The organism is Nocardioides panacisoli (assembly GCF_019448235.1).
GTDB classification, from domain to species: domain Bacteria; phylum Actinomycetota; class Actinomycetes; order Propionibacteriales; family Nocardioidaceae; genus Nocardioides; species Nocardioides panacisoli_A.
On record NZ_CP080409.1, the window covers coordinates 3,449,756 to 3,474,282 of the forward strand.

The 24,527-nt window shown below is 72.2% G+C and carries 23 protein-coding genes; 15 read left to right on the top strand and 8 right to left on the bottom strand.

All coding sequences use genetic code 11. The features are described 5' to 3' along the window. Positions 1-119: 119 nt before the first annotated feature. The 9 genes from KUV85_RS16855 (at position 120) to KUV85_RS16895 (ending at position 6,642) form a co-directional block, all read left to right on the top strand. The gene (locus KUV85_RS16855) at positions 120-602 is read left to right on the top strand and encodes a helix-turn-helix domain-containing protein (RefSeq protein ID WP_219961043.1); all 483 of its coding nucleotides are present in this window, start codon (positions 120-122) and stop codon (positions 600-602) included. A 5-nt stretch (positions 603-607) separates the two neighbouring features. After that, entirely contained in the window at positions 608-1,225 is a 618-nt protein-coding gene (locus KUV85_RS16860; protein ID WP_219961044.1) for a hypothetical protein, read from the top strand. A gap of 83 nt (positions 1,226-1,308) precedes the next feature. Continuing rightward, positions 1,309-1,590, top strand: a complete 282-nt coding sequence (locus KUV85_RS16865) for a DUF2516 family protein (protein ID WP_219961045.1) — start codon at positions 1,309-1,311, stop codon at positions 1,588-1,590. A 125-nt stretch (positions 1,591-1,715) separates the two neighbouring features. After that, positions 1,716-2,078, top strand: a complete 363-nt coding sequence (locus KUV85_RS16870; protein WP_219961046.1) for a phosphomannose isomerase type II C-terminal cupin domain — start codon at positions 1,716-1,718, stop codon at positions 2,076-2,078. A gap of 31 nt (positions 2,079-2,109) precedes the next feature. Then, a complete protein-coding gene (gene galE, locus KUV85_RS16875) occupies positions 2,110-3,114 on the top strand; it encodes a UDP-glucose 4-epimerase GalE (RefSeq protein WP_219961047.1) in 1,005 nt (334 codons plus the stop codon). 97 nt (positions 3,115-3,211) lie between these two features. Next, the gene (locus KUV85_RS16880; protein WP_219961048.1) at positions 3,212-3,820 is read left to right on the top strand and encodes a rhomboid family intramembrane serine protease; all 609 of its coding nucleotides are present in this window, start codon (positions 3,212-3,214) and stop codon (positions 3,818-3,820) included. A 2-nt stretch (positions 3,821-3,822) separates the two neighbouring features. Beyond that, positions 3,823-4,656, top strand: a complete 834-nt coding sequence (locus KUV85_RS16885; protein ID WP_219961049.1) for an enoyl-CoA hydratase-related protein — start codon at positions 3,823-3,825, stop codon at positions 4,654-4,656. A 212-nt stretch (positions 4,657-4,868) separates the two neighbouring features. Next, positions 4,869-5,813 carry a type IV toxin-antitoxin system AbiEi family antitoxin domain-containing protein gene (locus KUV85_RS16890; RefSeq protein WP_219961050.1) on the top strand — a complete coding sequence of 315 codons (945 nt, stop codon included), beginning with the start codon at positions 4,869-4,871 and terminating at the stop codon, positions 5,811-5,813. Between the two features lie 145 nt (positions 5,814-5,958). Beyond that, positions 5,959-6,642, top strand: coding sequence for a YitT family protein (locus KUV85_RS16895; protein ID WP_219961051.1), 684 nt, complete (start codon positions 5,959-5,961; stop codon positions 6,640-6,642). Here the strand turns inward: KUV85_RS16895 and KUV85_RS16900 are convergent. The 3 genes from KUV85_RS16900 to KUV85_RS16910 all read right to left on the bottom strand — a co-directional run bounded on the left by KUV85_RS16900 (position 6,619) and on the right by KUV85_RS16910 (position 9,254). Further along, positions 6,619-7,056 (bottom strand): hypothetical protein, encoded by a 438-nt coding sequence (locus KUV85_RS16900; RefSeq protein ID WP_219961052.1) that lies wholly within the window; start codon positions 7,054-7,056, stop codon positions 6,619-6,621. The genes KUV85_RS16895 and KUV85_RS16900 overlap by 24 nt on opposite strands. Before the next feature lie 145 nt (positions 7,057-7,201). Beyond that, positions 7,202-7,789 (bottom strand): mismatch-specific DNA-glycosylase, encoded by a 588-nt coding sequence (locus tag KUV85_RS16905; RefSeq protein WP_219961053.1) that lies wholly within the window; start codon positions 7,787-7,789, stop codon positions 7,202-7,204. Between the two features lie 58 nt (positions 7,790-7,847). Beyond that, positions 7,848-9,254 (bottom strand): WS/DGAT/MGAT family O-acyltransferase, encoded by a 1,407-nt coding sequence (locus tag KUV85_RS16910; RefSeq protein WP_219961054.1) that lies wholly within the window; start codon positions 9,252-9,254, stop codon positions 7,848-7,850. 139 nt (positions 9,255-9,393) lie between these two features. Here KUV85_RS16910 and KUV85_RS16915 point away from each other — a divergent pair, with 139 nt between their 5' ends. Further along, on the top strand, positions 9,394-10,488 hold the full coding sequence (locus KUV85_RS16915; protein WP_219961055.1) for an FUSC family protein: 1,095 nt from the start codon (positions 9,394-9,396) through the stop codon (positions 10,486-10,488). A gap of 46 nt (positions 10,489-10,534) precedes the next feature. Further along, on the top strand, positions 10,535-11,893 hold the full coding sequence (locus tag KUV85_RS16920) for a threonine/serine ThrE exporter family protein (protein ID WP_237690312.1): 1,359 nt from the start codon (positions 10,535-10,537) through the stop codon (positions 11,891-11,893). A gap of 197 nt (positions 11,894-12,090) precedes the next feature. Here the strand turns inward: KUV85_RS16920 and KUV85_RS16925 are convergent, their stop codons facing one another. After that, positions 12,091-12,930 (bottom strand): SDR family NAD(P)-dependent oxidoreductase, encoded by an 840-nt coding sequence (locus KUV85_RS16925; protein WP_219961057.1) that lies wholly within the window; start codon positions 12,928-12,930, stop codon positions 12,091-12,093. Next, positions 12,927-14,450, bottom strand: coding sequence for a flavin-containing monooxygenase (locus KUV85_RS16930; RefSeq protein WP_219961058.1), 1,524 nt, complete (start codon positions 14,448-14,450; stop codon positions 12,927-12,929). The genes KUV85_RS16925 and KUV85_RS16930 overlap by 4 nt, the downstream gene beginning before the upstream one ends. A 49-nt stretch (positions 14,451-14,499) precedes the next feature. Between KUV85_RS16930 and KUV85_RS16935 the strand changes: the two genes are divergently transcribed. After that, positions 14,500-15,090: a TetR/AcrR family transcriptional regulator gene (locus KUV85_RS16935; protein WP_219961059.1), complete on the top strand. Its 591-nt coding sequence runs from the start codon at positions 14,500-14,502 to the stop codon at positions 15,088-15,090. Here the strand turns inward: KUV85_RS16935 and rocD are convergent. Next, positions 15,080-16,276, bottom strand: coding sequence for an ornithine--oxo-acid transaminase (gene rocD / locus KUV85_RS16940; RefSeq protein WP_219961060.1), 1,197 nt, complete (start codon positions 16,274-16,276; stop codon positions 15,080-15,082). The genes KUV85_RS16935 and rocD overlap by 11 nt on opposite strands. A gap of 131 nt (positions 16,277-16,407) precedes the next feature. Between rocD and hrpA the strand changes: the two genes are divergently transcribed. From hrpA to KUV85_RS16955, 3 genes are all read left to right on the top strand, one after another. Next, positions 16,408-20,295 (top strand): ATP-dependent RNA helicase HrpA, encoded by a 3,888-nt coding sequence (gene hrpA, locus KUV85_RS16945; protein WP_219961061.1) that lies wholly within the window; start codon positions 16,408-16,410, stop codon positions 20,293-20,295. Between the two features lie 27 nt (positions 20,296-20,322). Continuing rightward, positions 20,323-20,916, top strand: coding sequence for a hypothetical protein (locus KUV85_RS16950; protein ID WP_219961062.1), 594 nt, complete (start codon positions 20,323-20,325; stop codon positions 20,914-20,916). Between the two features lie 307 nt (positions 20,917-21,223). Continuing rightward, the gene (locus KUV85_RS16955) at positions 21,224-22,663 is read left to right on the top strand and encodes an extracellular solute-binding protein (RefSeq protein WP_219961063.1); all 1,440 of its coding nucleotides are present in this window, start codon (positions 21,224-21,226) and stop codon (positions 22,661-22,663) included. On the opposite strand, the gene KUV85_RS16960 is transcribed toward KUV85_RS16955, so the two are convergent. Both KUV85_RS16960 and KUV85_RS16965 read right to left on the bottom strand, forming a co-directional pair. After that, the gene (locus tag KUV85_RS16960; protein ID WP_219961064.1) at positions 22,582-23,919 is read right to left on the bottom strand and encodes a ribonuclease D; all 1,338 of its coding nucleotides are present in this window, start codon (positions 23,917-23,919) and stop codon (positions 22,582-22,584) included. The two genes, KUV85_RS16955 and KUV85_RS16960, sit on opposite strands and share 82 nt — an antisense overlap. Continuing rightward, entirely contained in the window at positions 23,912-24,526 is a 615-nt protein-coding gene (locus KUV85_RS16965) for a DUF3000 domain-containing protein (protein WP_219961065.1), read from the bottom strand. The genes KUV85_RS16960 and KUV85_RS16965 overlap by 8 nt, the downstream gene beginning before the upstream one ends. Position 24,527 lies beyond the last annotated feature (1 nt).

Below are 24,527 nucleotides of genomic sequence, written 5' to 3' on the forward strand. Positions count from 1 at the left end.
CGACGCCGTGCGACGTAGCGCGGCGACCACGGGCGCGTGCGATGGCGTACGCCGCCCTGTGGGCCAACTCACCCGCGCTCTGCTTGCAAGGTGCTAACTATTGCTAGCAGACTGGGGGCATGGCAAAGGGCAAGGTTGGCAAGACCGTCGAGTCGCTCGGCGACTACCTCAAGGAGCAGCGGACCGCGTCCAGTCTCTCCCTGCGGCAGCTCGCCGACCAGGCCGGCGTGTCCAACCCCTACCTGAGTCAGATCGAGCGCGGACTGCGCAAGCCCTCGGCCGACGTGCTGCAGCAGATCGCCAAGGCGCTGCGCATCTCGGCCGAGCAGCTCTACGTCCGGGCCGGGATCCTCGACCCGGACGACGGTGTCGGGGGATCGGTCGAGCTGGCCGTCCTCAACGACACCGGACTCACCGAGCGGCAGAAGCAGTCCCTGCTCGACGTCTACGCCTCGTTCATCGCCTCCAACGCCGCCCACGCCGAGAGCGACAAGGGCGACTACCAGGCCGAGGAGACCGAGAGCGACGGCGGGCACGGCAACGACGCCGCTGACTCAGCCGACCACGCCCCGTCCACAACCCCCACCGCGAAAGAAGGATGATCAGCATGCCGAAGTTCGTGAACAACATCGAGCTCCCCGAGTACGCCGCCAAGCCCGTCTACGCCGGCGTCGGCGCCACCGACCTGGCCGTGGAGAAGGTCCGCGAGGCCGTCACCGACGCCCAGACCAAGGTGACCGCCACCGTGACCGAGCTCCGCAACGACGTCACCGAGCGCGTCACCGGCGTCCAGAAGGCCGTCCAGGGCTTCGAGGCCAAGAGCCTGCAGTCCAAGGCCGTCGACACCGCCAAGGCCCGCCGCTCCGAGGTCGAGCAGCGCTTCACCGCCCTGCAGAGCGACGCCAAGGAGCTCCCGGCGAAGGTCCAGGCCGACGTGAAGAACCGCGTCGACTCCAACGTCGCCACCGTCAACGGCTTCTACACCGACCTCGCCAAGCGTGGCCAGGGCGTCGTCGGCCGCATCCGCGGTGCGCAGGTCGAGGCCGAGCGCGCCAAGGCCGGCACGCAGACCACCGCGCAGAAGACCGCGCAGCAGTCCACCGCCAAGAAGGCCCCGGCCAAGAAGTCGACCGCCAAGAAGACCACGGCGAAGAAGTCGACCGCGAAGAAGAGCACCGCCAAGAAGACCACGACGCAGCAGAGCAGCACCGCCAAGAAGGCCTGACGGCCTCTCGCTCGCTGACACGTGCGGCCCCCGCGATCCCGCGGGGGCCGCACGTCGTCGTACGCCGGTAGGATCGAGGCACCATGGAAATTCTCGCCGTCGAGGGCTACATCGACCTGGTCGTCTTCTTCGTCCTGCTGGTCGTCAAGATCTTCGCCTTCAGCAGTGCCCTGATGTACTCCGCGGAGTCCTACGAGGCCGCCGGCAAGCTGACCAAGACCACCTGGTGCGCGATCCTCGGCATCGCCGTCGTCGCCCAGTTCCTGCTCGGCGGCCTGCTGATCATCAACCTCGCCGCCACCATCGCCGCGCTCGTCTACCTCGCCGACGTCCGCCCCGCGCTGGCCGGGTTGTACCGCCGCTGAACACTCGGCGACCACTCCCTGACAGCCCCCGATCAGCCGTAACCTGGAACATGTTTCTGTGGTTGACTGACACGACGTGAGGGGTTCGCCGCCGTGCGGGCCGGACCGAGCAGAGAGTGATCGCGATGATCGGTGACAGCGCAGTTCGGCCCTGGGGCTCCTGGCAGGTGCTCGACGAGGGCGACGGCTTCAAGGTCAAGCGCATCGTGGTCGAGCCGGGCTGCCGGCTGTCCTACCAGACCCACGAGCACCGCGCCGAGCACTGGACCGTGGTCGCCGGCGTCGCCACGTGCGTGATCGACGATGAGGAGAAGGTCCTCCAGATCGCCGACTCGGTCAACGTCGCCGTCGGGCAGGCCCACCGCATCACCAACATGCACGACGAGCCGCTGATCATCATCGAGGTGCAGCACGGCTCCTACACCGGCGAGGACGACATCGTCCGCCTCTCCGACGACTACGGCCGCTGCGAGACCGAGATCCACTGAGCTCCCCGCGCTGCTCGCTAGGGTGGCGCCCATGAAGGTTCTCCTCACCGGCGGCGCCGGCTACCTCGGTTCCATCACCGCCAAGGCACTCGAGCAGGCCGGCCACACGCCGGTCGTCCTCGACTCGCTCATCAGCGGACCGCGGAGCTTCGTCGGCGACCGGATCTTCTACGAGGGCGACATCGCCGATCGCGAGCTCGTACGCCGCGTCCTCGCCGAGCACCCCGACATCGAGGCCACCGTCCACATGGCCGCCCGCATCGTGGTGCCGGAGTCCGTCGAGCTGCCGTATGAGTACTACCGCGACAACGTCGCCAAGTCCCTCGAGCTCTTCGACGAGCTCGTCGCGCTCGGCAAGCCGCGCATCCTGTTCTCCTCCACCGCCTCCCTCTACGCGCTGCAGCCCGAGTTCGAGGTCCGCGAGGGCGACGCGCTCGAGCCGAACTCGCCCTACGCGCGCACCAAGCGGATGATGGAGCAGGTCCTGGAGGACATGTCGGCCGCCACCGACCTGCGCGCGATCATCCTGCGCTACTTCAACCCCATCGGCACCGACCCCGACCTCGAGACCGGCTACCACCTGCGCGACGCGACCCACGTCGTACCGCTGATGGCGCAGACCGCGCTCGGTCAGCGCGACTCCTTCACCATCACCGGCACCGATCACCCCACCCGTGACGGCACCGGCATCCGCGACTACATCCATGCCTGGGACCTCGCGCGGGCGCACGTGCTCGCGGTGGAACGGTTCGACGACGTGCTCGCCGCCGACGGGACCACCTGCAGCTACATCAACCTCGGCGCCGGCGACGGCGTCACCGTCCGCGAGCTGCTCGGCGCCGTCGAACGGGTCGTCGGCAAGCCCGTCCCCACCACCGAGGCCCCGCCGCGCCCCGGCGACGCCGTCGGTGCCTACGCCAATGCGGACAAGGCCGCCCGGCTGCTCGGCTGGCGCACCGAGATGAGCCTCGACGAGGGCATCGCCTCCGCGCTGGCGTGGGGCGAGAAGCGCCGCGAGGTCCTCGGGTACGACTGAGCCGAGGAGCCGAGGCACCGCAGGCTCGGTCGCAGACCAGTGCGACTGAGCCGAGGAGCCCCCGCGGAGTTGTGGCCGGTTTGCCAGACTGGGAGCCATGGCCCGGCGACCGCGCAGCAGGATGGACGAATGGCAGCAGACCACGCTGCTCGTCCTCGGCTTCGCCGCGCTGCTGTGGTTCTCCGAGATCGTCGACGTCTTCCTCGGCAACGCGCTGGACGAGTACGGCGTCCGCCCCCGCACCGACGAGGGCCTCCTCGGCATCCTCTTCGCGCCCCTGCTGCACGGCGGCTGGACCCACCTGTGGGCCAACACCATCCCCGTGGTGATCCTCGGCTTCCTCACCCTCATCACCGGCGTACGCCGCGGCCTCGCCGCCACCGCCATCATCTGGGTCGTCGCCGGGCTCGGCGTGTGGCTCGTCGGCGACCCCGGCACCGTCCACCTCGGCGCGTCGGGGCTGGTGTTCGGCTGGATCTCCCACCTCGCGCTGCGCGGCTTCCTCAACCGGCGCGCCAACGAGATCTTCCTGGGCATCCTCGTGCTCTTCCTCTACGGCAGCGTGCTCGTCGGTGTCCTGCCCGGTCAGCCCGGCGTGTCGTGGGAGGGCCACCTGTTCGGCCTCGTCGGTGGCCTCGTGGCGGCGTACGCGCTGCGCGACCGGGCGGGTCGACAGACCCGTAGGGGTGCGACGTACCCTCGGTGAGCGTGAGCTACGACACCGCAGACACCGACGGCCCCCGGGCCTCCGACGAGACCGACGTCCGCACCGACGACGACCTGCTGATCGAACGCGGCGACGGCGTCGTCACCGTCACGTTCAACCGGCCCGAGCGGCGCAACGCCTTCACCACCGACATGTACAAGCGGCTGCGTGACCTGTGCGACGAGCTCGCCACCGACACCTCCGTCGGCGTGCTCGTGCTCCGCGGCGCCGGTGGGGCCGCGTTCGCCGCCGGCAACGAGATCTCCGACTTCCTCAGCGGCGACGTCGTCGAGTACGAGCAGTGGATCCGCGAGCTGCTCAACAAGCTCTTCGAGCTGCCGCAGGTCACCATCGCCGCCATCAACGGCGTCTGCGTCGGCGGCGGCCTCGCCGTCGCCACCCACTGCGACCTGCGCGTCGCCACCGACTCCTCCCGCTTCGGCTACCCGATCGCGCGCACCCTGGGCAACGCCCTCTCCGCGCCGATCGTCTACCGCTGCGCCACCGTCTTCGGGGAGTCCCTCACCCGCGAGATGCTGCTCGCCTCCCGCCTGGTCGCCGCACCCCGCGCCCACGCCGCCGGCGCCCTCGTCACCACCGTCGAGGACGACGACGGCCTGCAGGAGGAGATCGACTCCCTCGTCGCCGGCATCACCCAGGCCTCCAAGGTCACCCTGCGCGTCACCAAGGAGCAGCTCCTCACCCGCGCCCGCGTCATCGAGACCGCTCCCGACGACGAGGAGGCCCTCCTCCGCGAGGTCTACGAGGGCCCCGACTTCGCCGAGGGCGTCCGTGCCTTCCTCGCCAAGGAGACGCCGGAGTTCGGCCAGGGCTGAGCGGGGCGGGAGCGATCCCCGGCCGGCCGGGGATCGCCCACCTTGTCGGGCACTGCAGTGCCCGACAAGGTGAGTGAACGCCGGACAACCTGCGCCGCGGCGTACGCCGATCCGAGCGGCAGCGACACGAGAACGCACCCGGTTCACGCTCCTGTCCACAGGCTCAGCCGTCCGCGCTGCGAGGAAGGGCGCCCAGGAGGCAGGGTCCCGCCATGGACCCACGACTCGAGGACCTCTGCCTCCGCCACGGCGTCTTCCTGCGTCGGGAGGCGCTGGCGATCGGCTACAGCGACAAGGCCATCGACCGCCATGTGCGCGACGGCGCGTGGTGCCGGGTGCGCCGCGGCGCCTACGTCGATGGCGAGACCTGGCGCACCGCCGCCCGGGACGAGCGGTACCGGCTCCACGTCCTCGCCGCGATGCGGCAGTCGCGTACGCCGGTGGTGGCGTCCCACGTCTCGGCGGTCGCGCTGCACGGCGGACCACTGTGGGGACTGGACCTGCGCCACGCTCACCTGACGCGCCGCGACGCCCGCACCGGGCGCAAGGAGGCCGGCGTCGAGCAGCACCGCGGCCGGCTCGAGGACGGCGACGTGGTCGAGGTCGACCAGCGTGCGGTCATGTCGGCCACCCGCACTGCGCTCGAGGTGAGCACCGTCAGCGACGTCGAGGCCGCGTTGTGCGTCGTCGACGACTTCCTGCGCCGCGGGCTCACGACCCTGACCGCGCTGCAGCAGCGCTACGACGCCATGGCCGAGTGGCCGTGCACGCTCCATACGCCGATCGTGCTGCGGCTGGCCTCCCCGCTGCGGGAGTCGGTGGGCGAGACGAGGCTCTTCCATCTCTGCTGGCGCCACCACCTGCCCGCGCCCGTCCCGCAGGTGGAGATCCACGACGCGGACGGAGTGCTCGTCGCGCGGGTCGATTTCGCCTGGCCCGAGCTCGGGGTCTTCGCCGAGTTCGACGGCCGGGAGAAGTACCGGCGCTTCCGTCGTCCGGGGGAGTCGCTGGAGGACTTCATCGTGCGGGAGAAGCAACGCGAGGACCGGGTCCGCGAGATCACCGGCTGGCGCTGCATCCGCGTCACCTGGCGCGACCTGCGGGACCCCGAGCGACTGGCCCGCCGGATCCGCGGCCTGATGACGGCCGCCGCCTGAGACGTCGTACGTCGAGGGTTGTCCTGCGTTCACCTACCTTGTCGGGCAGTGCAGTGCCGGACAAGGTAGGTGATCCCCGGCCGACCGGGGATCACTCCCGGCCCGCGATTGCCGCACCGACCGACCACTGCGGCACCATGTGCGCGTGACCGAGCAGGGGCCCAGCATCGAGGAGCGCGACGACGACCTCGCACCGCTGGCGCCGATGGGGCCGCCGCACACGCGGGCGGAGGACCTGTTCGCGTTCCTGACCGGTACGTTCCTGGTCTCGCTGGGGCTGCACCTGCTCGCCGGCGTCAACGCGGTGACCGGCGGCACGGCGGGGCTGTCGCTGCTGGCGTCGTACGGCGTCGACGCGTCCTTCGCCGTCCTCTACCTGGGCATCAACCTGCCCTTCGTCGCGCTCGCGTTGCACCAGTTGGGCGTCGGGTTCACGGTGCGCACGCTCGCGGCCGTGGCGGCGGTGTCGGGGTTCTCGCTGGTGCATGCCCAGTGGTTCGACATCGCCAGCATCGCGACGCCGTACGCCGTCGTCGGCGGCAACCTGATCATCGGCGTGGGCATGCTGGTGCTGTTCCGCCACCACGCCAGCCTGGGCGGGTTCAACGTCACCGCGCTGCTGGCGCAGCAGAAGCTCGGCCTGCGGGCCGGCTACGTGCAGATGGCGATGGACGTCACCGTCATCCTGGCGAGCGTGGCGATCGTGTCCGCGCCGCTGGTGCTGTGGTCCGCGCTCGGGGCGGCCGTGCTCAACCTCGTGCTCGCGCTCAACCACCGCCCGGGGCGCTACCTGGGCGAGACGCCCTCACGCCGGCCGCTCGGCCGGTAGGTCCTCCCACGGCACCGGGACCAGGTGCACGTCGTTGGCCGCGTGCACGGTCTCGCACGGCACCTCGGCCTCCCGCGCCGCGGCGTAGAGCATCGCCGCCCAACGGCGGTCGGCGATGCCGATGCGGTCACGACCGGGGCGGGTGCGCAGGAACGCGAACCGGCTGCCCGGCGGCACCACCCGCGCCCCCTCGCGCAGCACCTGCACGAGGCCGCTGCGTTGCGCGGCGGTGGGGAGCTCGTGGGCGTCGGCCACCTCGGTGAGCGAGGGCACCGGGCGGTCGTCGGGCCCGATCAGCAGCAGCCACAGGCTGGGGGAGGAGAACCCGAGCCGACCCATGAGCTCGTGCCAGAGGTCCTCCAGGTCGATCTGGTCGCGGATCGGTGGGGTGTAGGGCGGGAGTGGATCATCCATCCCGCCACCGTGGACGGCGTACGCCGGACGCGCGAGCGGCTCTCCACAGGCGCCGAGGGTTGTCCTGCGTTCGCCTACCTTGTCGGGCAGTGCAGTGCCGGACAAGGTAGGCGATCCCCGGCCGACCGGGGATCGCTCCCCGCCCTCACACCACCCCCGCGGCCCGCCCCACCTCGGCGTACGCCGCGGCGAGGGTGTCGACGGTCTCGTGGGCGTTGAGGCCGCTGGGGTTGGGGACGACCCACAGGTCGGCGGCGGCGAGGGGTTCGGGCTGGCGGCCGGGGACCGCCTTGGGGCGCCCGAAGGCGGTGCGGTACGCCGTGATCCCGGCGATCGCGACGACGGCGGGCCGGCGGTCGGCGACCAGGGTGGTGAGCTGCTCGCCGCCGGCGCGCAGCTCCTCGCGGGAGAGCTCGGAGGCGCGGGCGGTGGCGCGGTGGACGATGTTGGTGATGCCGATGCCGCGCGAGCGCAGCACGTCGCGGTCGGCGTCGGTCATGCCCGCGGCGGGGTCGATGGGCGCCTCGATCACGCCGCCGGCGAGCAGGGCGGGGTAGAAGCGGTTGCCCGGGTGGGCGAAGTGGGTGCTGGTGGCGGCGGTCCACAGACCGGGGTTGATGCCGACGAACAACAGCCGCAGCGGCTCACCGGCCGCCGGCAGCAGGTCGGGGACGACCGCGTCGCGGAAGGACTCGAGCTCCTCGCGGGTGAAGGAGCGCTTCGCACCAGCCATGCGGTGAGACTGCCCGACCGTGCCGGCGCCCCGCCACTCGGGGCCCCAGCGAGGGGCGTCACACCCCGGCGGCTTCCTCCAGCCCCACGACGGCGTCCTCGAGGTGGGTCAGCAGCCGCTGCAGCTGCGGGACGGTGCGGCGGCAGCCGGTGAGTCCGAAGCAGAGCATGCCGTCATAGGAGGTGCAGGTGATGTTGAGCGCCATGCCGTTGATCGGGATCGACGCCGGGTAGTTGCCGACCAGCTTGGCGCCGTTCCAGTAGTGCGGCTGCTGCGGGCCGGGCACGTTGGAGATGATCAGGTTGTAGGGCGCCTTGACGATGCCCTGCATCTTCAGCAGCGGCGGCAGCACCGCCGGCACCTGCCCGATCGCGCTCATCGCGATGATCTGCGCCGGCGTCATCGACGCCAACGCCTGCTTGCCGTCGGCCATCGAGGCGTGGATCGCGGCCAGCCGCTCCCCGGGGTCGGCCACGTTCGTGGCGAGCCGGGCCATGACCGACCCGACCGCGTTGCCGCCCTCGGCCGAGGCGGACCCGACGTCGCGGGCCTTGAGCCCGATCGGCACCATCGCGATCAGCGGCTCCTCGGGCAGCGCGTCGTGCTCGATGAGGTACTCCCGGATCGCGCCGGCACACATCGCCAGCACCACGTCGTTCAGGCTGGTCCCGGTCGCCTTCCCGATCGCCTTGAGCCGCTCGATGGGCCAGTCGTCGGCGGCGAACCGCCGCGCCCCGGTGATCTCCTGGTTGAACATCGTCCGCGGTGCGTGCAGCGACAGCGTCGAGGTCTGGTTGCGTACGCCGCGCGTCAGCGTCCGCACCAGCGCCGACGGCATGCCCGCCGCCTCCGCGGTGATGCCCAGCGCCGAGCGCACCACTTCGCCCGGCAGCTCCGACAGGCCTCGGTCCGGTGCCTCGACGGCCTTGCCACCGCGGCGGGACCGTGCGAACTCCGCCGACCACGGCGCCGGCATGTCGCGCTGGTCCGGGTCGGTGCTCAGCGTCTTCTGCAGCAGCCGCATCGCGGAGATGCCGTCGACCAGGCCGTGGTGCATCTTGGCGTACATCGCGACCCGGCCGTCCTCGAGGCCCTCGATGATCGTCGCCTCCCACAGCGGCCGCGACCAGTCCAGCCGCGTCTGGTGCAGCCGGCCGCACAGCTCCAGCAGCTCCCGGATCCGCCCCGGCGCCGGCAGTGCGGCGTGCCGCATGTGGTGCTCGATGTCGAACTGGGTGTCGTCGCGCCACACCAGCGCCCCGCCGGTGCGCGGCGACCGGAACGGGTGCTTGCGGAACAGCGGCGCGATCTCCGGTACGTCGCGCATCTGCTCGACCATCCCGCGGACGAAGTCCGGCCCCGCGCCCTCGGGCTTCTCGTAGAGCTGCAGCGCCCCGACGTGCATCGGCATGCTGCGGTTCTCGGCGAGGAGGAACGCGGCGGAACTCGGGTCGATCGCGGCCAACGGGACACCTTTCGTCAGGGGCAGTGATCCTGCCTTGATGTGACGACCGGCACAACTGGTTCCGTGGACCGGCGCGTCGCCGTGGTGCGGCAGAATGCGGCACGGCGTACGACGACGGCGGAACGACAGCAGGACAGGTGTGGACGCAGACTTCGACGGGATGTGGCGACGCGGTCGCCTCTCGATGCGCGCGCGGATCGCGCGGTGGCGCTCCAAGTGGTGGGTGATCGGGCAGTGCGCGATCGCCGCGGCGCTCGCGTGGTGGATCGCCGCGGACCTGCTCGACCACGAGACGCCGTTCTTCGCCCCCATCGCCGCCGTGGTGTCGTTGGGCACCTCCTACGGCCAGCGGCTGCGGCGGGTCGTCGAGGTCGGGGTCGGCGTGGCCGTGGGCGTGTTCATCGCCGACCTGCTCGTGGTGCTGCTCGGGTCGGGGGCGTGGCAGCTGGGGCTCATCGTCGCGCTCGCCCTCTCCGCGGCCCTGCTGATGGATGCGGGCGTGGTCTTCGTGACTCAGGCCGCGGTGCAGTCCATCGTGGTCGCCACGCTCGTGCCGGCACCCGGTGAGGCGTTCGTGCGCTGGACCGACGGCCTCATCGGGGTCGGGGTGGCCCTCGTGGCCGCGACCGTCGTCCCGTCCGCGCCGCTGCGGCGTCCCCGGGAGCAGGCGGCGGCAGTGGCGGCCAAGATCTCCGAGCTGCTGCGGGCCACCGGCGGCGTCCTCACCTTCGGCGAACCGCAGCCCGCCCTGGACCTGCTCGCCGACGCCCGCTCCACCGACCGGATGATCCGCGAGCTCCAGGCCGCCGCCGACGAGGGCATCTCGGTGGTGTCGTCCTCGCCGTTCCGGGTGCGTCACCGCGAGCCCGTACGCCGCATGGCCGAGCTCGTGCAACCGCTGGACCGGGCGCTGCGCAACACCCGCGTGCTGGTGCGCCAGGTCGCCGTGGCGACCTACCACGGCCGCACCGTGCCGGCCTCCTACGCGCAGCTGGCGCTGGACCTGGCCACCGCCGTCGACGACGTGGCCGCCGAGCTCGCCGCCAACCGGCAGCCCCGCGCCGCCCGCGACGTGCTGCTGGCGGTGGGGGAGCAGACCGGCGACGTGGAGCGGGCCGACGAGCTCGCCGCGCACGCCATCCTGGCGCTGCTGCGCTCCATCATCGTGGACCTGCTGATGGTCACCGGCGACGGCCAATTCGAGGCCACCGACGTGTTACCACCGCCACCCTGATCCAGATGTCGGTATCCCCCACTGCGCATGAAAAGATCGCGCCGTGATGGAGGCCCGTGAGATCGCTCAACGACTGGATTTCTGCCTCCGCGTCGGTGAAGTGCTCCTGTCCAACGGCGCCGGCGCGGCCGACGTCCACGCGACCATGGGAGCGGTCGCGTCCGCGGTCGGCGTACCCCGCGCGCAGATCGACCTCACCTTCACCTCCCTGGCGATGAACGTCGCCGACATCGACGACGAGGGCGGCCAGGTCGTGCAGATGCGACAGGTCACCCACCGCGAGATCGACTACGAGGACCTCACCAAGGTCGACCGGCTGGTGCGCGACGTGGTCTCGGCCAAGGTCGAGCTGACCGACGCCCGCCGCCAGCTCGCGCGGATCGTGTCCTCGGGGCACTCGCGGCCGCGGTGGTCGGTGACGCTGGGGTACGGCGCCCTGGCCAGTGCGGTCACCGTCATGCTCGGCGGGGGTCCGGTGGTGATGCTCGTCGCGTTCGCGGCGGCGTGCGGCATCGACCGGCTGCAGTACACGATGATGCGGCGCCGGGTGCCGTACTTCTACCAGCAGGTCGCCGGCGGCGCCTTCGCGACCGTGCTGGCCGCCGTGGCGACCCAGGTGCTGGGCAACTGGTTCACCATGAACGCCTCCCTCGTGGTGGCCGCGTCGATCATCCTGATGCTCGCGGGCATCGGCTTCGTCGGTGCCATCCAGGACGCCCTGTCGGGCTTCTACGTCACGGGCAACGCGCGCCTGCTCGAGGCCCTGATCGCCACCGCCGGCATCATCGCCGGCGTCACCGGCGGCCTCAGCCTGGCCAAGATGATCGGCTTCGGGCTGCCCGCGATCAACATCCCCAACTTCAGCCTCGTCAGCCTGCTGACCCTCTCGCTGGGTGCGGCCGTGGCCGCGGCGACCTTCGCCTGGTCCTCCTACGCCCCCAAGCGCATCCTCGCGCCGGTCGCCGGCCTCGGGGCCGCCTCCGCCGCGATCGCCCAGACGCTGCAGGCCTCCGGCTTCGGCCGCCCGTGGTCGGTCGCGCTGGCGGCGTTCGCCGTGGGTCTGCTGGGCTACTCGGTGTCGGGCCGGTTCAAGGTCCCGCCGCTGGTCACGGTCGTCTCGGCCGTCGTCCCGCTGCTGCCCGGCCTCTCGATCTACCAGGGCCTCTTCCTGCTCGGCGACGAGGGCGGCCAACGCGTCGGCGCCGGGCTGCTCGCCCTCTTCACCGCCGTCTCGGTCGCCATCGCGATCGCCGCCGGTGTCATCCTCGGCGAGACCATCGCCCAGCCGGTCAAGCGCGAGGCCCGCAAGGTCGAGACCCGCCTCGCCGGCCCCCGCCTCGTCGGCGTCACCCGCGTCCGTCGTCGCCGCTCCGCCAAGCGCTGGCACTCCCGGCCGGGGGAGTAGCGGGCCTCGCGCTGGGGGTGGGAGCGATCCCCGGTCGGCCGGGAATCGCCTACCTTGTCCGGCACTGCAGTGCCCGACAAGGTGGGCGAACGCAGGACAACCCCCGGCGTACGACGCCGCCACACCCGGGCGTACGACGCCTCCACCGGTGCCACCCGCGGGGCACCCGCCGCGCGAGCCGAGTCGTACGCCGCGGGTCAGGCGCCCTTCTTCGGCGGCAGCATCCGCTTGGCGCCGAGCGAGATGAGGTCCTGGTAGCGCGAGCCGGTCCACTTGCCGAAGTTGTGCACCACGTGGGCGTCGGCACCGACGAGCACTCGCGCGCGGTCCTTGAGCACGCCGGCGATGATGACCTCGGCGGCCTTCTCCGGCGTGGTCTTGGCGAGCTTCTTGTCGAAGAACTCGGCGGTCGCGCCGGCGTCCTCGCGGGCCGAGACCCGTGCCGAGCGGGCGATGGCGGTCTTGATGCCGCCGGGGTGCACCACGGTCACGCCGACGGGGTGCTTGTTGATGAGCATCTCCTGGCGGATCGCCTCGCTCATGCCGCGGACGGCGTACTTGGCGGCGTTGTACATCGACTGCCCGGGCATCGAGACCAGGCCGAAGAGGGAGGAGATGTTGACCAGGTGGCCGTCGCCGGACTCGATCAGGTGCGGCAGGAAGAACTTCGTGCCGTGCGTCACGCCCCAGAAGTTGATGCCCATGATCCAGTCCATGTCGGCCCAGTCCAGGTCGGTGAAGTCGCCCGACAGGGCGACACCGGCGTTGTTGATCACGACGTTGACCCGGCCGAACTCGGCCGCCACCTGCGTGGCGTAGGCCTCGAACGCCGCCCGGTCGGCCACGTCCAACGGCGCGCTGTGCACCTTCACTGCACCGGCGGCCTCGGCCAGGCGCACCGTCTCGGCCAGGCCCTCGACATCGACGTCGGACAGCGCCAGCAGCGAGCCGCGTCGCGCGCAGTCCAGCGCCAGTGCGCGGCCGATGCCCGAGCCGGCGCCGGTGATCACCACGACCTGGTCGGCAAGGGTCTTCATCGCTGTCCTCCTGCGGAGCTGCCGGCCAGGGTGGCCGGCTCGTGCGTGGTCGCGGGCGCGGCCACGTCGTACTTGTCGATGTCGAAGCTGGCGAGCTCGCCCCGGAAGGCGAACGTCGTCCGCGGCCACAGCGTGGTGTTGTTGCCGTGCTCGTCGAGGTACCAGCTCGAGCAGCCACCGGTGTGCCACACGGTCGGCTCCATCCGCCGCTGCATCTCCTCGCTCCACGCCCGCTCGGCGTCGGCCCGCACGTCGAGCTCGGCGAAGTCGTTGCGCCGCATCGCGCGCAGCGCCTTGCGGATGTAGGTCACCTGCGACTCGATCATGAACACCATGCTCGAGTGGCCCAGCCCTGTGTTGGGGCCGACGATGAAGAACAGGTTGGGGAAGCCCGACACGGTCGTGCCCTTGTACGCCGACTGGCCGTGCTCGGCCCACACCGCGGCGAGCGTCCGTCCCGAGCGCCCGGTGATGTGCTCGGCGATCGGCATGTCGGTGGTGTGGAAGCCGGTCGCGACGACGAGCACGTCGATCTCGCGCTCGGTGCCGTCCGCGGTCACGATGCCGGTCGGGGTGACCTTGCTGATCGGGTCGGTCACCAGCTCGGTGTTGTCGGCGTCGAGTGCGGGGTAGTAGGCGTTGGAGATCAGCACTCGCTTGCAGCCGAGCTGGAAGTCCGGCGTCACCTTCCGCTGCAGCTCGGGATCGGAGATGCCCTTGCGGATGTTGGCCTTCGCCACCTGCTCGACCGGCGCCGCCAGCCGCGGCCAGCGGGTGAAGACCGGCACGTAGGTCTCACGGCCCCAGTAGATCGCGGTGCGGTAGAGCTGCTGCAGCCCCGGCACGCGCCGCAGCGCGAACCGCTCCAGCCCGGAGTAGGTGCGGTCGTGGCGGGGGATCACCCACGGCGCCGTGCGCTGGTAGACGTGCAGCTCGCCGGCCACCCGCTGCAGCTCGGGCACGATCTGGATCGCCGAGGCGCCGGTGCCGATGACGGCGATGCGCTTGCCGCGCAGGTCGGAGTCGTGGTCCCAGCGTGCGGAGTGGAAGACCTCGCCGGCGAAGGAGTCGATGCCGTCGATGTCGGGCAGCCGCGGCTCGGAGAGCGCGCCGGTGCCGCTGATCAGCGTCCGGGCGGCGTACGTCGTGTCGTCGGTGGTGACGATCCAGCGCTGGCTCGCGTCGTCCCAGGTCGCGTCGCGCATCGCGGTGTCGAAGCGGAAGCGGTCCAGCGTCCCGGAGTCACGCGCCACGCGCTGCAGGTAGTCCTGGATCTCCGGCTGCGCGGAGAACGAGCGCGACCACTCCCGGTTGGGGGCGAAGGAGAAGGAGTAGAGCTGGCTCGGCACGTCGCAGGCGGCACCGGGGTAGGTGTTGTCGCGCCACGTGCCGCCCACGTCCTCGCCCTTCTCCAGGACGACGAAGTCGCGCTCGCCGTCCTCGTCGAGCTTGATCGCGGCGCACAGGCCGGCGAATCCGGCGCCGACGATCACGTGGTCGATCTGGGTGTGCTGGGTCATGGCGGTGACGCTATTGGCGTTATTGAACATCTGTCAATAGACTGTCCGTGTGACGACCGGCACCCGTACCCGCCTCGCCCCGGGCGAACGCCGCGAGCAGCTGCTCGCCCTCGGCGTCGACCTCCTCGCGACCCGCTCGCTGGACGAGCTGACCATCGACGTCCTCGCCGAGACCGGCGGCGTCTCGCGCGGGCTGCTCTACCACTACTTCGGCGGCAAGCAGGGCTTCCACGAGGCGGTCGTGCGGTACGCCGCCGCCGACCTCGTGCGGCAGACGGCACCGCCGGAGAAGGGGGAGCCGCTCGAGCAGCTGCTCGCCTCGCTCACCGCCTACGTGGACTACGTGATCGCCAACCAGGCCGGCTACCGCTCGCTGGTGCGCGCGGCGGCCGGCGGCAGCGAGGTGCTGCGCGAGATCTACGACGAGACCTTCGAGCTGCTCGGCGACCGGTTCTTCACCACCGCCGGCCCGGCGATGATGTCCGACTCCCCGGCCAACCGGCTCATGGTCCGCGGCTGGCAGCGGCTGGCCGAGGAGATCGTGCTCGCCTGGTGCGAGAACCGCGCCGGCCTCAGCCGCGAGCAACTGGTGCAGACCATCGCCGCCGCGCTGCCGGCGCTGGTCGAGGTCACCGCCTGAGGACGGCCCCCAGCTGGTCCAGGCCCCAGACCAGGTCCTCCTCGGAGATGACGATCGGCGGCGCGAGCCGGATCGTCGACCCGTGGGTGTCCTTGGCCAGCACGCGGTGGTCGAGCAGGCTCTCGCAGATCTCGCGCCCCGACCCGATCGAGGGGTCGATGTCGACGCCGGCCCACAGGCCGCGCGTGCGGTGGGCCAGTACGCCGTCGCCCACCAGCGACGTCAGCTGCTGGTCGAGCACCGCGCCGAGCTCACGGGCACGCTGCTGGAACTCGCCGGTGGCGAGGAGGCGCACCACCTCGGTCGCGACCGCGCAGGCGAGCGGGTTGCCGCCGAAGGTGGAGCCGTGCTGCCCGGGCTTGATCACGCCGAGCACGTCCTCGTTGCCCACCACCGCCGAGACCGGCACGATGCCGCCACCCAGCGCCTTGCCGAGCACGTAGAGGTCCGGCACGACGTCCTCGTGCTCGCAGGCGAAGGTGCGTCCGGTGCGGCCCAGGCCCGACTGGATCTCGTCGGCCACGAAGAGCACGTTCTCCCGCGTGCACGCCTCGCGTACGCCGCGCAGGTAGCCCTCGGGCGGGATGATCACGCCGCCCTCGCCCTGGATCGGCTCGATCAGCACCGCCGCCGTGCGCGGGGTGATCGCGGCCTCCAGGGCCGCCAGGTCGCCGTACGGCACGGCGGTGAAGCCGGGGGAGAACGGGCCGAAACCCTCCCGGGCGCCGTCGTCGTCGGAGAAGCCGACGATGGTGGTGGTGCGGCCGTGGAAGTTGCCGCGGGCGACGACGATCTCGGCGGAGTCCGCGGGGATGCCCTTGACCTCGTAGCCCCACTTGCGGCTGACCTTGATCGCGGTCTCGACCGCCTCGGCACCGGTGTTCATCGGCAGCACCTGCTCCTTGCCGCACAGGTCGCCCAGCGAGGCGCAGAAGTCGGCGAAGCGGTCGTGGATGAAGGCGCGGCTGGTCAGCGTGAGGGCCGAGAGCTGGGACTGGGCGGCCGCGACCAGCGCCGGGTGGCCGTGCCCGAAGTTGAGCGCGGAGTAGCCCGCGAGCATGTCGAGGTGACGCGTGCCGTCGATGTCGGTGACCCACGCCCCGTCGCCGTGGCCGAGCACCACCGGCAGCGGGTTGTAGTTGTGGGCGCTGCGCGCCCCGGCGCGGATCACTTCCTCGGCGGTCATGCTGGCCTCCCGGTCGGCTCGTCGTCTCACTCGGTGGATCCCGCCAACCTAGGGCATATCGCCGCACTGCCCACGCCGACGGCACAAACGATTTCCGCCTCGCCACGTCGGCCCCCGACAATGGGCGCGCCGTGAAGATCACCTATCCGCCCGAGCTGCCCGTCAGTGACCGCCGCGAGGACATCGCGGCGGCGATCCGCGATCACCAGGTGGTGATCGTCGCGGGGGAGACCGGGTCGGGCAAGACCACGCAGCTGCCCAAGATCTGCCTCGAGCTCGAGCGCGGTCTCGAGGGCCGCCGCATCGGCCACACCCAGCCGCGTCGCATTGCCGCCCGCTCGGTCGCCGAACGCATCGCCAGCGAGCTCGGCACCGACCTGGGCGACGCCGTCGGCTACCAGGTCCGCTTCACCGACAAGACCTCCCCGCGCAGCCGCATCAAGCTGATGACCGACGGCATCCTGCTGGCCGAGCTGCAGCACGACCGGTCGCTGGCGAAGTACGACACGATCATCATCGACGAGGCCCACGAGCGCAGCCTCAACATCGACTTCCTGCTGGGCTACCTGCGCCAGCTGCTGCCCCGGCGGCCCGACCTCAAGCTCGTCATCACCTCGGCCACCATCGACCCCGAGCGGTTCGCCGAGCACTTCGCGGCGGCGGACGGCACGCCGGCCCCGATCATCGAGGTCTCCGGCCGCACCTACCCCGTCGAGGTCCGCTACCGACCGCTCGTGGAGTACGCCGACGGCATCGACGGCGGAGGCGGTGTGGACGGCGTCGACGGGGAGGGCGAGACCTACGTCCGCGACCAGACCGAGGCGATCGGCGACGCGGTCAAGGAGCTCGCCGCCGAGGGCCCCGGGGACGTCCTGGTCTTCCTGCCCGGCGAGCGGGAGATCCGTGACACCGCCGAGGCGTTGGAGGGCCTCGAGGGCATCGACCGGGGCGGCATCGACGTACTCCCGCTCTTCAGCCGGCTCTCCGCCACCGAGCAGCACCGCGTCTTCAAGCCGTCCCCGGGCGGCCGGCGCCGCGTCGTGCTCGCCACCAACGTCGCCGAGACCTCGCTGACCGTCCCTGGCATCCGGTACGTCGTCGACACCGGCGTCGCCCGCATCTCCCGCTACTCCGCGCGCACCAAGGTGCAGCGCCTGCCGATCGAGCCGATCAGCCAGGCCAGCGCCAACCAGCGTTCGGGCCGGTGCGGACGCGTCGCCGCCGGCATCGCGATCCGGCTCTACTCCGAGGAGGACTTCGCGGGGCGGCCCGAGTTCACCGACCCCGAGATCCTGCGCACCAACCTCGCCTCGGTGATGCTGCAGATGGCCAACCTCGGGCTCGGCTCGATGGAGCGGTTCCCGTTCGTCGAGCCCCCGGACCGGCGCAACGTCAAGGCCGGCGACCAGCTGCTCGAGGAGCTGGGCGCGCTGCGCTCGGGCCGAGATGGTGGCGGGGCCCGCCGGCTGTCCAAGGTCGGCAAGCGGCTCGCACGACTGCCGGTCGACCCGCGACTGGGCCGGATGCTCGTCGAGGCCGAGCGGCTCGGCTGCGTGCGCGAGGTCGTGGTCATCGTCGCCGCGCTCTCGCTGCAGGACCCCCGCGAGCGGCCCGAGGAGCAGCGGGCGCAGGCCGACCAGCTCCACGCCCGGTTCAAGGCCGACGGCTCGGACTTCCTGACCCTGCTCAACCTGTGGCGCCACCTGCGCGAGCAGCAGCGCGAGCGCTCCGGCAGTGCCTTCCGGCGGATGTGTCGTGCCGAGCACCTGAACTACCTGCGCGTGCGCGAGTGGCAGGAGCTCGAGGCGCAGCTGCGGCAGGTCTGCAAGGAGATGGGGATCCGGCTCGGGCCCCCGACCGGTCTCGACAAGGACGGCTCGAGCGGCACGGCGGTGGATGCGGACGGCATCCATCAGGCGCTGCTCGCCGGGCTGTTGTCCCACGTCGGGATGCGTGAGGAGCGGGAGAAGCCGCCGCCGGGCGCTCGGGCGAAGGGGCGCAAGCGGCCCGGGCCGCGGGAGTACCTCGGTGCCCGCGGTGCGAAGTTCGCCCTCTTCCCCGGCAGCGGCCTCGCCCGGCAGAACCCGCCGTTCGTGATGGCCGCCGAGCTGGTCGAGACCAGCCGGCTGTGGGCCCGGCAGAACGCCGAGATCCGCCCCGAGTGGGCCGAACGGCTCGGCGCCCACCTGGTCAAGCGCACCTACTCCGAGCCGGCCTGGTCCCAGAAGCGCGCCTCGGTCACCGCCCGCGAGCGGGTGACGCTGTACGGCGTACCACTGGTCACCGACCGGATGGTCACCTACGGCCGCATCGACCGGGAGCTGTCGCGTGAGCTCTTCATCCGCCACGCGCTCGTCTACGGCGAGTGGCGCACCCGGCACCAGTTCTTCCACGACAACCGGCGCCTGCTCGCCGAGGCCGAGGAGCTCGAGCACCGTGCCCGGCGGCGCGACCTCGTCGTCGACGAGCACACCCTGTTCGACTTCTACGATGCCCGCATCGGCGCCGAGGTCGTCAGCGGTGCGCACTTCGACCAGTGGTGGAAGCAGGTACGCCGCGAGCGGCCCGACCTGCTGACCTTCGACCCGGCGATGCTCACCCACGACACGGCCGAGGAGGTCGCCGACGCCGACTATCCCGACCAGTGGGTCAGCGAGGGCCTCACTTTCGACCTTCGCTACCACTTCGAGCCCGGGGCGGCCGAGGACGGCGTCACCGTCGACGTCCCCGTCGGCACCCTCAACCGCATCGGCGACGAGGACTTCTCCTGGCACGTGCCCGGACTGCGCGAGGAGCTCGTCACCCAGCTGCTGCGGGGACTGCCCAAGCAGCTGCGGGTCAACTTCGTGCCCGCCCCCAACACCTCGCGGGAGTTCCTCGCGGCGACGCCGCCGGGGGAGGAGCCGCTGCTCACCGCGCTCGAGCGCTACCTGCGCGCCACGACCGGCGTCGTGGTGCCGCGTGAGGAGTGGGACGTCGCCGCGCTGCCGGCGCACCTGCGTCCCACCTACCGCGTCGTCGACGAGCGCGGCGAGGAGCAGGCCCGCGGCAAGGATCTCGACGCGCTCAAGGCGCCGCTGCGGGGCGAGTTCGCCCAGGCCATGGCCGAGGTCGCCAGTGACAGCGGCGTCGCCCGCACCGGCGAGACCACGTGGGCCTTCGGCGAGATCGACGACGAGGCCACCTGGACCCGCGCCGGGCACGAGGTCGCCGCCCACCCCGGCCTGGTCGACGAGGGCGCCACCGTCGGGCTGGAGGTCTTCGGATCCGCCGACGAGCGCGACGCCCGCCACCGCCTCGGCGTGGCTCGGCTGTTGCTGCTGGACCTCGCGTCGACGACGGGGTTCGGCGCGGGCAGCGACGACGCGATCGTGGGCGCGCTCGCACCGGCGGCGAAGCTGGCGCTGGCCGGGACGCCGTACCCCTCGGTCGCCGCGCTGCTCACCGACTGCCGACGCGCCGTCGTCCTCGACGCGGTCGACGCGCGGCCGCCGGTCCGCACCGAGGCGCAGTACGCCGCCCTGCGTGATGCGCTCGCCGCCACCGCCGCCGACGAGCTGCAGGTCGTGCTCGCGGAGGTGCTGCGCGTCCTGGAGCGGTGGCGCGAGACCGACAAGCTGCTCTCCGGGCGGGCCGAGATGGCGCTGCTGCCGGCCCTGTCGGACATGCAGGCCCAGCTCGGGCGGCTCGTCCACGACGGCTTCATCGGCGAGGCGGGGCTGGCGCGGCTGCGGCGCGTCCCGACCCACCTCGCCGCGATCGAGAAGCGCCGCGCCAAGCTCGACCAGGGCGGCGGCGCCGTACGCCGCGACCAGGAGCTGCTCGACCAGCTGCAGCCGGTGCAGGAGGCCTACCTCCACCGCGTCGCCGCGCTGCCAGACGGCAGGCCGCCCGGTATCGGCCTGCGGCGGGTCCGGTGGCTGCTGGAGGAGTACCGCGTCTCGCTGTGGGCGCCCGAGCTCGGGACGGCGGAGAAGGTCAGCGACGTGCGCCTGCGCCGCGCGCTGGACGACGCCTGAGGCGCGGTGCGGCCGTAGGCTGGTCGGGTGACTCGGAGCCACCACCGTCCCGCGCCGCGCAGCGGTGAGTTCTTCGACGCCTTCGCGGGGATGGACGACCCCGCGCTGCTCAGCGAGGCCGCCGACCGTGCCGCGCAGCTGCTGGTGCGGGGAGCGCGGGAGAGCGAGGACGCCGCGGTCGCCGAGCGGCTGGTGCACCTGGCCGACGAGGAGGGCATCGAGGCGATCGCCGAGGTGTGGGCCCACGCCGCCGCCGACTCGCTGGCCGGCTGCCTGTGGCGGCTCTACCTGCTCCGCTCCTGGGTGCACGCCGACCCGCAGGGCGTGGCCCACCAGTTCGAGGCCGGTCGTGACAGTGCCGAGGTCGCCCGCGTGGTGGCCGGCGTACCCGATCCGCCCGACCCGGACGGGCTCCGTCGCATGATCGACGCGGTGCTGCGCGGCATCGCCGACGGCGACTTCGCCGACGTACTCTTCCGCGCCGCGGCGTTCGGCCGCGTCGTCGCCACCGGCCGTGCCGCCCAGGCCGACACCAGCGAGGAGTCGGTACGCCGCATGCTCGCCCTCGCCGAGCAGCTCGAGGCCGCCGGCCACCTGGAGCTCGAGGGGCGCCTCGCCTGAACCGCGGGCGGCCTCGGATCGTGGGGGTTGTCCTGCGTTCACCCACCTTGTCCGGCGTTGCAGTGCCCGACAAGGTGGGCGATCCCCGGTCGGCCGGGGATCGCTCCCGATCCCTGCGCCGGGTTGATCCGCGTCCTACAGTGGTGCCCGAGCACGCCGGGCCGCGGCAGCCCCGGGTCCCAACATCAGCCGCTACGAGCGGCCACGCGCCGTGAGGCGCTCCCGGTCCGGCGTGCTCCACCTCACCACCACGACGCACCGTGGCGCCGACGTACGGCCATGGCGTGCTCGGTAGGCTGGCCCGGCCATGGAGAACGGGACTACGGTCGGTCGACCGACGCTGGCGCTGGCCGCAGTGGTGGCCATCGTCGTCGCGGGCGTGACCTTCGCGATCTCCGGGCCACGCAACGTCGTGCCCGACCCGGAACCGGCCCCGACCGCCAGCACGCCGGAGGCCGACGACGAGCTCGTCCTCGGCGTGTGGGGCAGCGACGCCGAGGTGGCGGCGTACCGCGACGTGGTGGAGCAGTACAACCAGACCGTCGACGACCGGGAGGCGGAGGTACGCCGCTGGCCCGACGCCGCGGCGATGCTGGCCGACATCGACGCCGGGTCCGCCGACCCCGACGTGTTCCTGCTGCCGCGCGAGGACCTCGCGTCCACCGTCGCCAACCGACGCAACCAGCCGCTGCTGGACCTCGTCGCCGCCCGCGGCGTCAGCACGGGCGACGACTACTCCCGCACGGCGCTGAACGCCTTCACGACCAACGACGCGCTGCAGTGCATGCCCTACACCAGCTCGCCGATGGTGATGTACGTCAACACCGCCCTGGTCGACTTCCAGCGCCTCGAAGACCGCGGCCTGCCGGTGCCGCGCCCCACCGACGGCCAGTGGACCCTGGACGCCTTCCGGGCTGCCGCCGAGTCCGGCACCCGCCCCCGCGTGCGCTCCCGCGGCTTCCACATCGACCCCACGCTGGAGGGCCTCGCCCCGTTCATCCTCTCCGGCGGCGGCTCCCTCTTCGACAGCAACGAGGACCCCACCTCCCTCGCACTCGGCGAGGAGGGTTCCGTCGAGGCCGTCACCCAGACGCTGGACCTGCTGCGCGACTCCACGCTCACGCTGACCGACCGCCAACTCGAGCGGCGTACGCCGGAGGAGTGGTTCGCCGCCGGCCGGCTCGGCATGATGGCCGGCTACCGCGACCTGGTGCCGGAGTTCCGCGACGTCGAGGGACTGCGCTTCGACGTGCTGCCGATGCCCCGCCTGGGCAGCGCCGCCACCGTGGGCAAGCTGCACGGGCTGTGCATCGCCGACGGCACCACCGAGGAGACCGAGCACGCGGCCGACTTCCTGGTCCACCTGATCGACTCCGAGTCGGTCGCCCAAGTGGTCAGGACCGGTTCGCTCGCGCCCTCCCACCTCCAGGTCGCGTTCTCCGACGCCTTCCTGCAGCCCAACCGCCAGCCGCCCCGGTCATCGGTCTTCACCCTCAACCAGCGCAACATCGCGCTGCTGCCGCTCATCGAGTCGTGGACCGAGCTCGACGACGCCGCCGCCGAGCCGCTGGACGCGCTGGTGAACTCGCCGGTGCTGGACCGCCAGCAGATCGAGGACCTGCTCAGCGACCTCGACGAGACCTCACGCCCGATCCTGGACCCGGACTACGAGCCGTCCGAGGAGGAGTCGGAGGGCTCCGAGGACGAGTCGGACGAGGACGGCTCCTCGGAGGACTCCGGCTCCTGAGCCGTCTCGGCGGTGGTGGCACGCGCCGCTGCCTCCGCGTCGGCCTGCAGGACCGCGTGCGCCAGCGCCTGGCCGGTCAGCCCGACCTGCCAGCCCCGCGATCCCAGCTGGCCCAGGCGGTCGATGACCTCCTCCAGCAGCGACACCGGCTCGCGGGTGCGCGGCGGCGCCCACATCACGCGGCGGAGGTGGTCCGGCGTCAGCAGGTTCTCCGGCGGCACCTGGTGCTCCTCGGAGAGCTTCTTCACCGCCGCACGCGCCAGCTCCAGGCGCCGCGCCGCCACCGGGTCCTTGTCCGCCCACGCCCGCGGTGCCGGCGGGCCGTCGCCCCGGGGCGCGCGGGTCGGCAGTTCCTCGTCGGTCATCTCGCTCGCCCGCTGCAGGGCGGCCACCCACGTGGCGGCGTACCGTCGCGCGCCGCGGCCGTGGAACCCCTTGGTGTCCAGCAGCGTGCGGCGGCTCGTCGGCATCGCGGTCGCCACGGCGCTGATCGCCGAGTCCGGGATCAGCCGGCCCGGCGTGACGTCCTGCTCCTGGGCGATCTCGTCGCGGGCCACCCACAGCTCGCGCACCGCGGCCAACGCGCGCCGGCCGCGCACCTTGTGCATGCCCGACGTACGCCGCCACCCCTCGGACCGTTCCGGGGGCGTGAAGCCGCGCAGGTGGTCGAACTCCTGGCGCGCCCAGTCGCTCTTGCCGGCCTCGGCGAGCTGCTCGACCAGCACCGCACGCAGCTCGACGAGCACCTCCACGTCGAGTGCGGCGTACTCCAGCCACGGCTCGGGCAGCGGTCGCGTCGACCAGTCGACCGCCGAGTGCTCCTTCTTCAGCCGGCGGCCCAGCAGCGTCTCGACCAGGGTCGCGAGGCCCACGCGCGGGTAGTCCAGCAGCCGGCCGGCCAGCTCGGTGTCGAACAGGGCGTGGGGAAAGAGCCCGACCTCGGCGAGGCAGGGGAGGTCCTGGGTCGCGGCGTGCAGGATCCACTCGGCCTCGCCGATCGCCTCCTGCAGCGGGGCCATGGAGGCGAACGGGATCGGGTCGATCAGGGCGGTGCCGGCGCCGTCGCGGCGTACCTGGATCAGGTAGGCCCGGTTGGAGTAGCGGTAGCCCGAGGCCCGCTCCGCGTCGATCGCCACCGGGCCGGTCCCGGCCGCCAGCAGCGCGCAGTACTCCGCCAGTGCCGCCTCGGTGTCGATCACCGGCGGCAGGCCGTCGCGCAGTGTCAGCAGGGGCGGGTCGGTGGTCTCCTCACCCATCGGTGTCCCGTTGGCCACGCTGGGAGGGCATGACGGCGACGCCGTCGGGCACGGGCTGGAGGCCGCCCGCGGTGCACAGCAGCTCGCCCCACGCCTCGACGTGGGCGCCGAGCGCCGGGGGATCGGTCGGGGTCCACGAGGCGCGGATCTCCAGCTGCGCCGACCCCTCGTCCTCGGCCATCGACCCGAAGGTCTCCGTCGTCACCCGGGTCACCGTGCCCGAGGCGGCGGTGTACGACGCGCCGTGGGCGGTGAGTGCCTCCATCAGCCAGCTCCAGCCCACGTCGGACAGCATCGGGTCGGCGGCCAGGTCGTGGTCGATCTCGGCGCGGCAGTAGGCCACGCAGCGGAAGTCGCCGGACCACGCGTCGGGGCCGCTCGGGTCGTGCAGCAGCACGATGCGGCCGGTCGCGACCTCGTCGCCGTCGACGGTCACGTCGGCCGACAGCGCGCTGGCGTACGGCGCAATGCGCTGCGGCGCCGGCATCTGCTCGCAGAAGACCTCCGGCCGCAGGGTCGCGGCACGCATCTCGGCGACTGCCGCAGCGAACACCGGGGGACCGGCGGCCGCGCCGGCTCCCTGGTGCGTCTCCCGTCTGGCCACCATG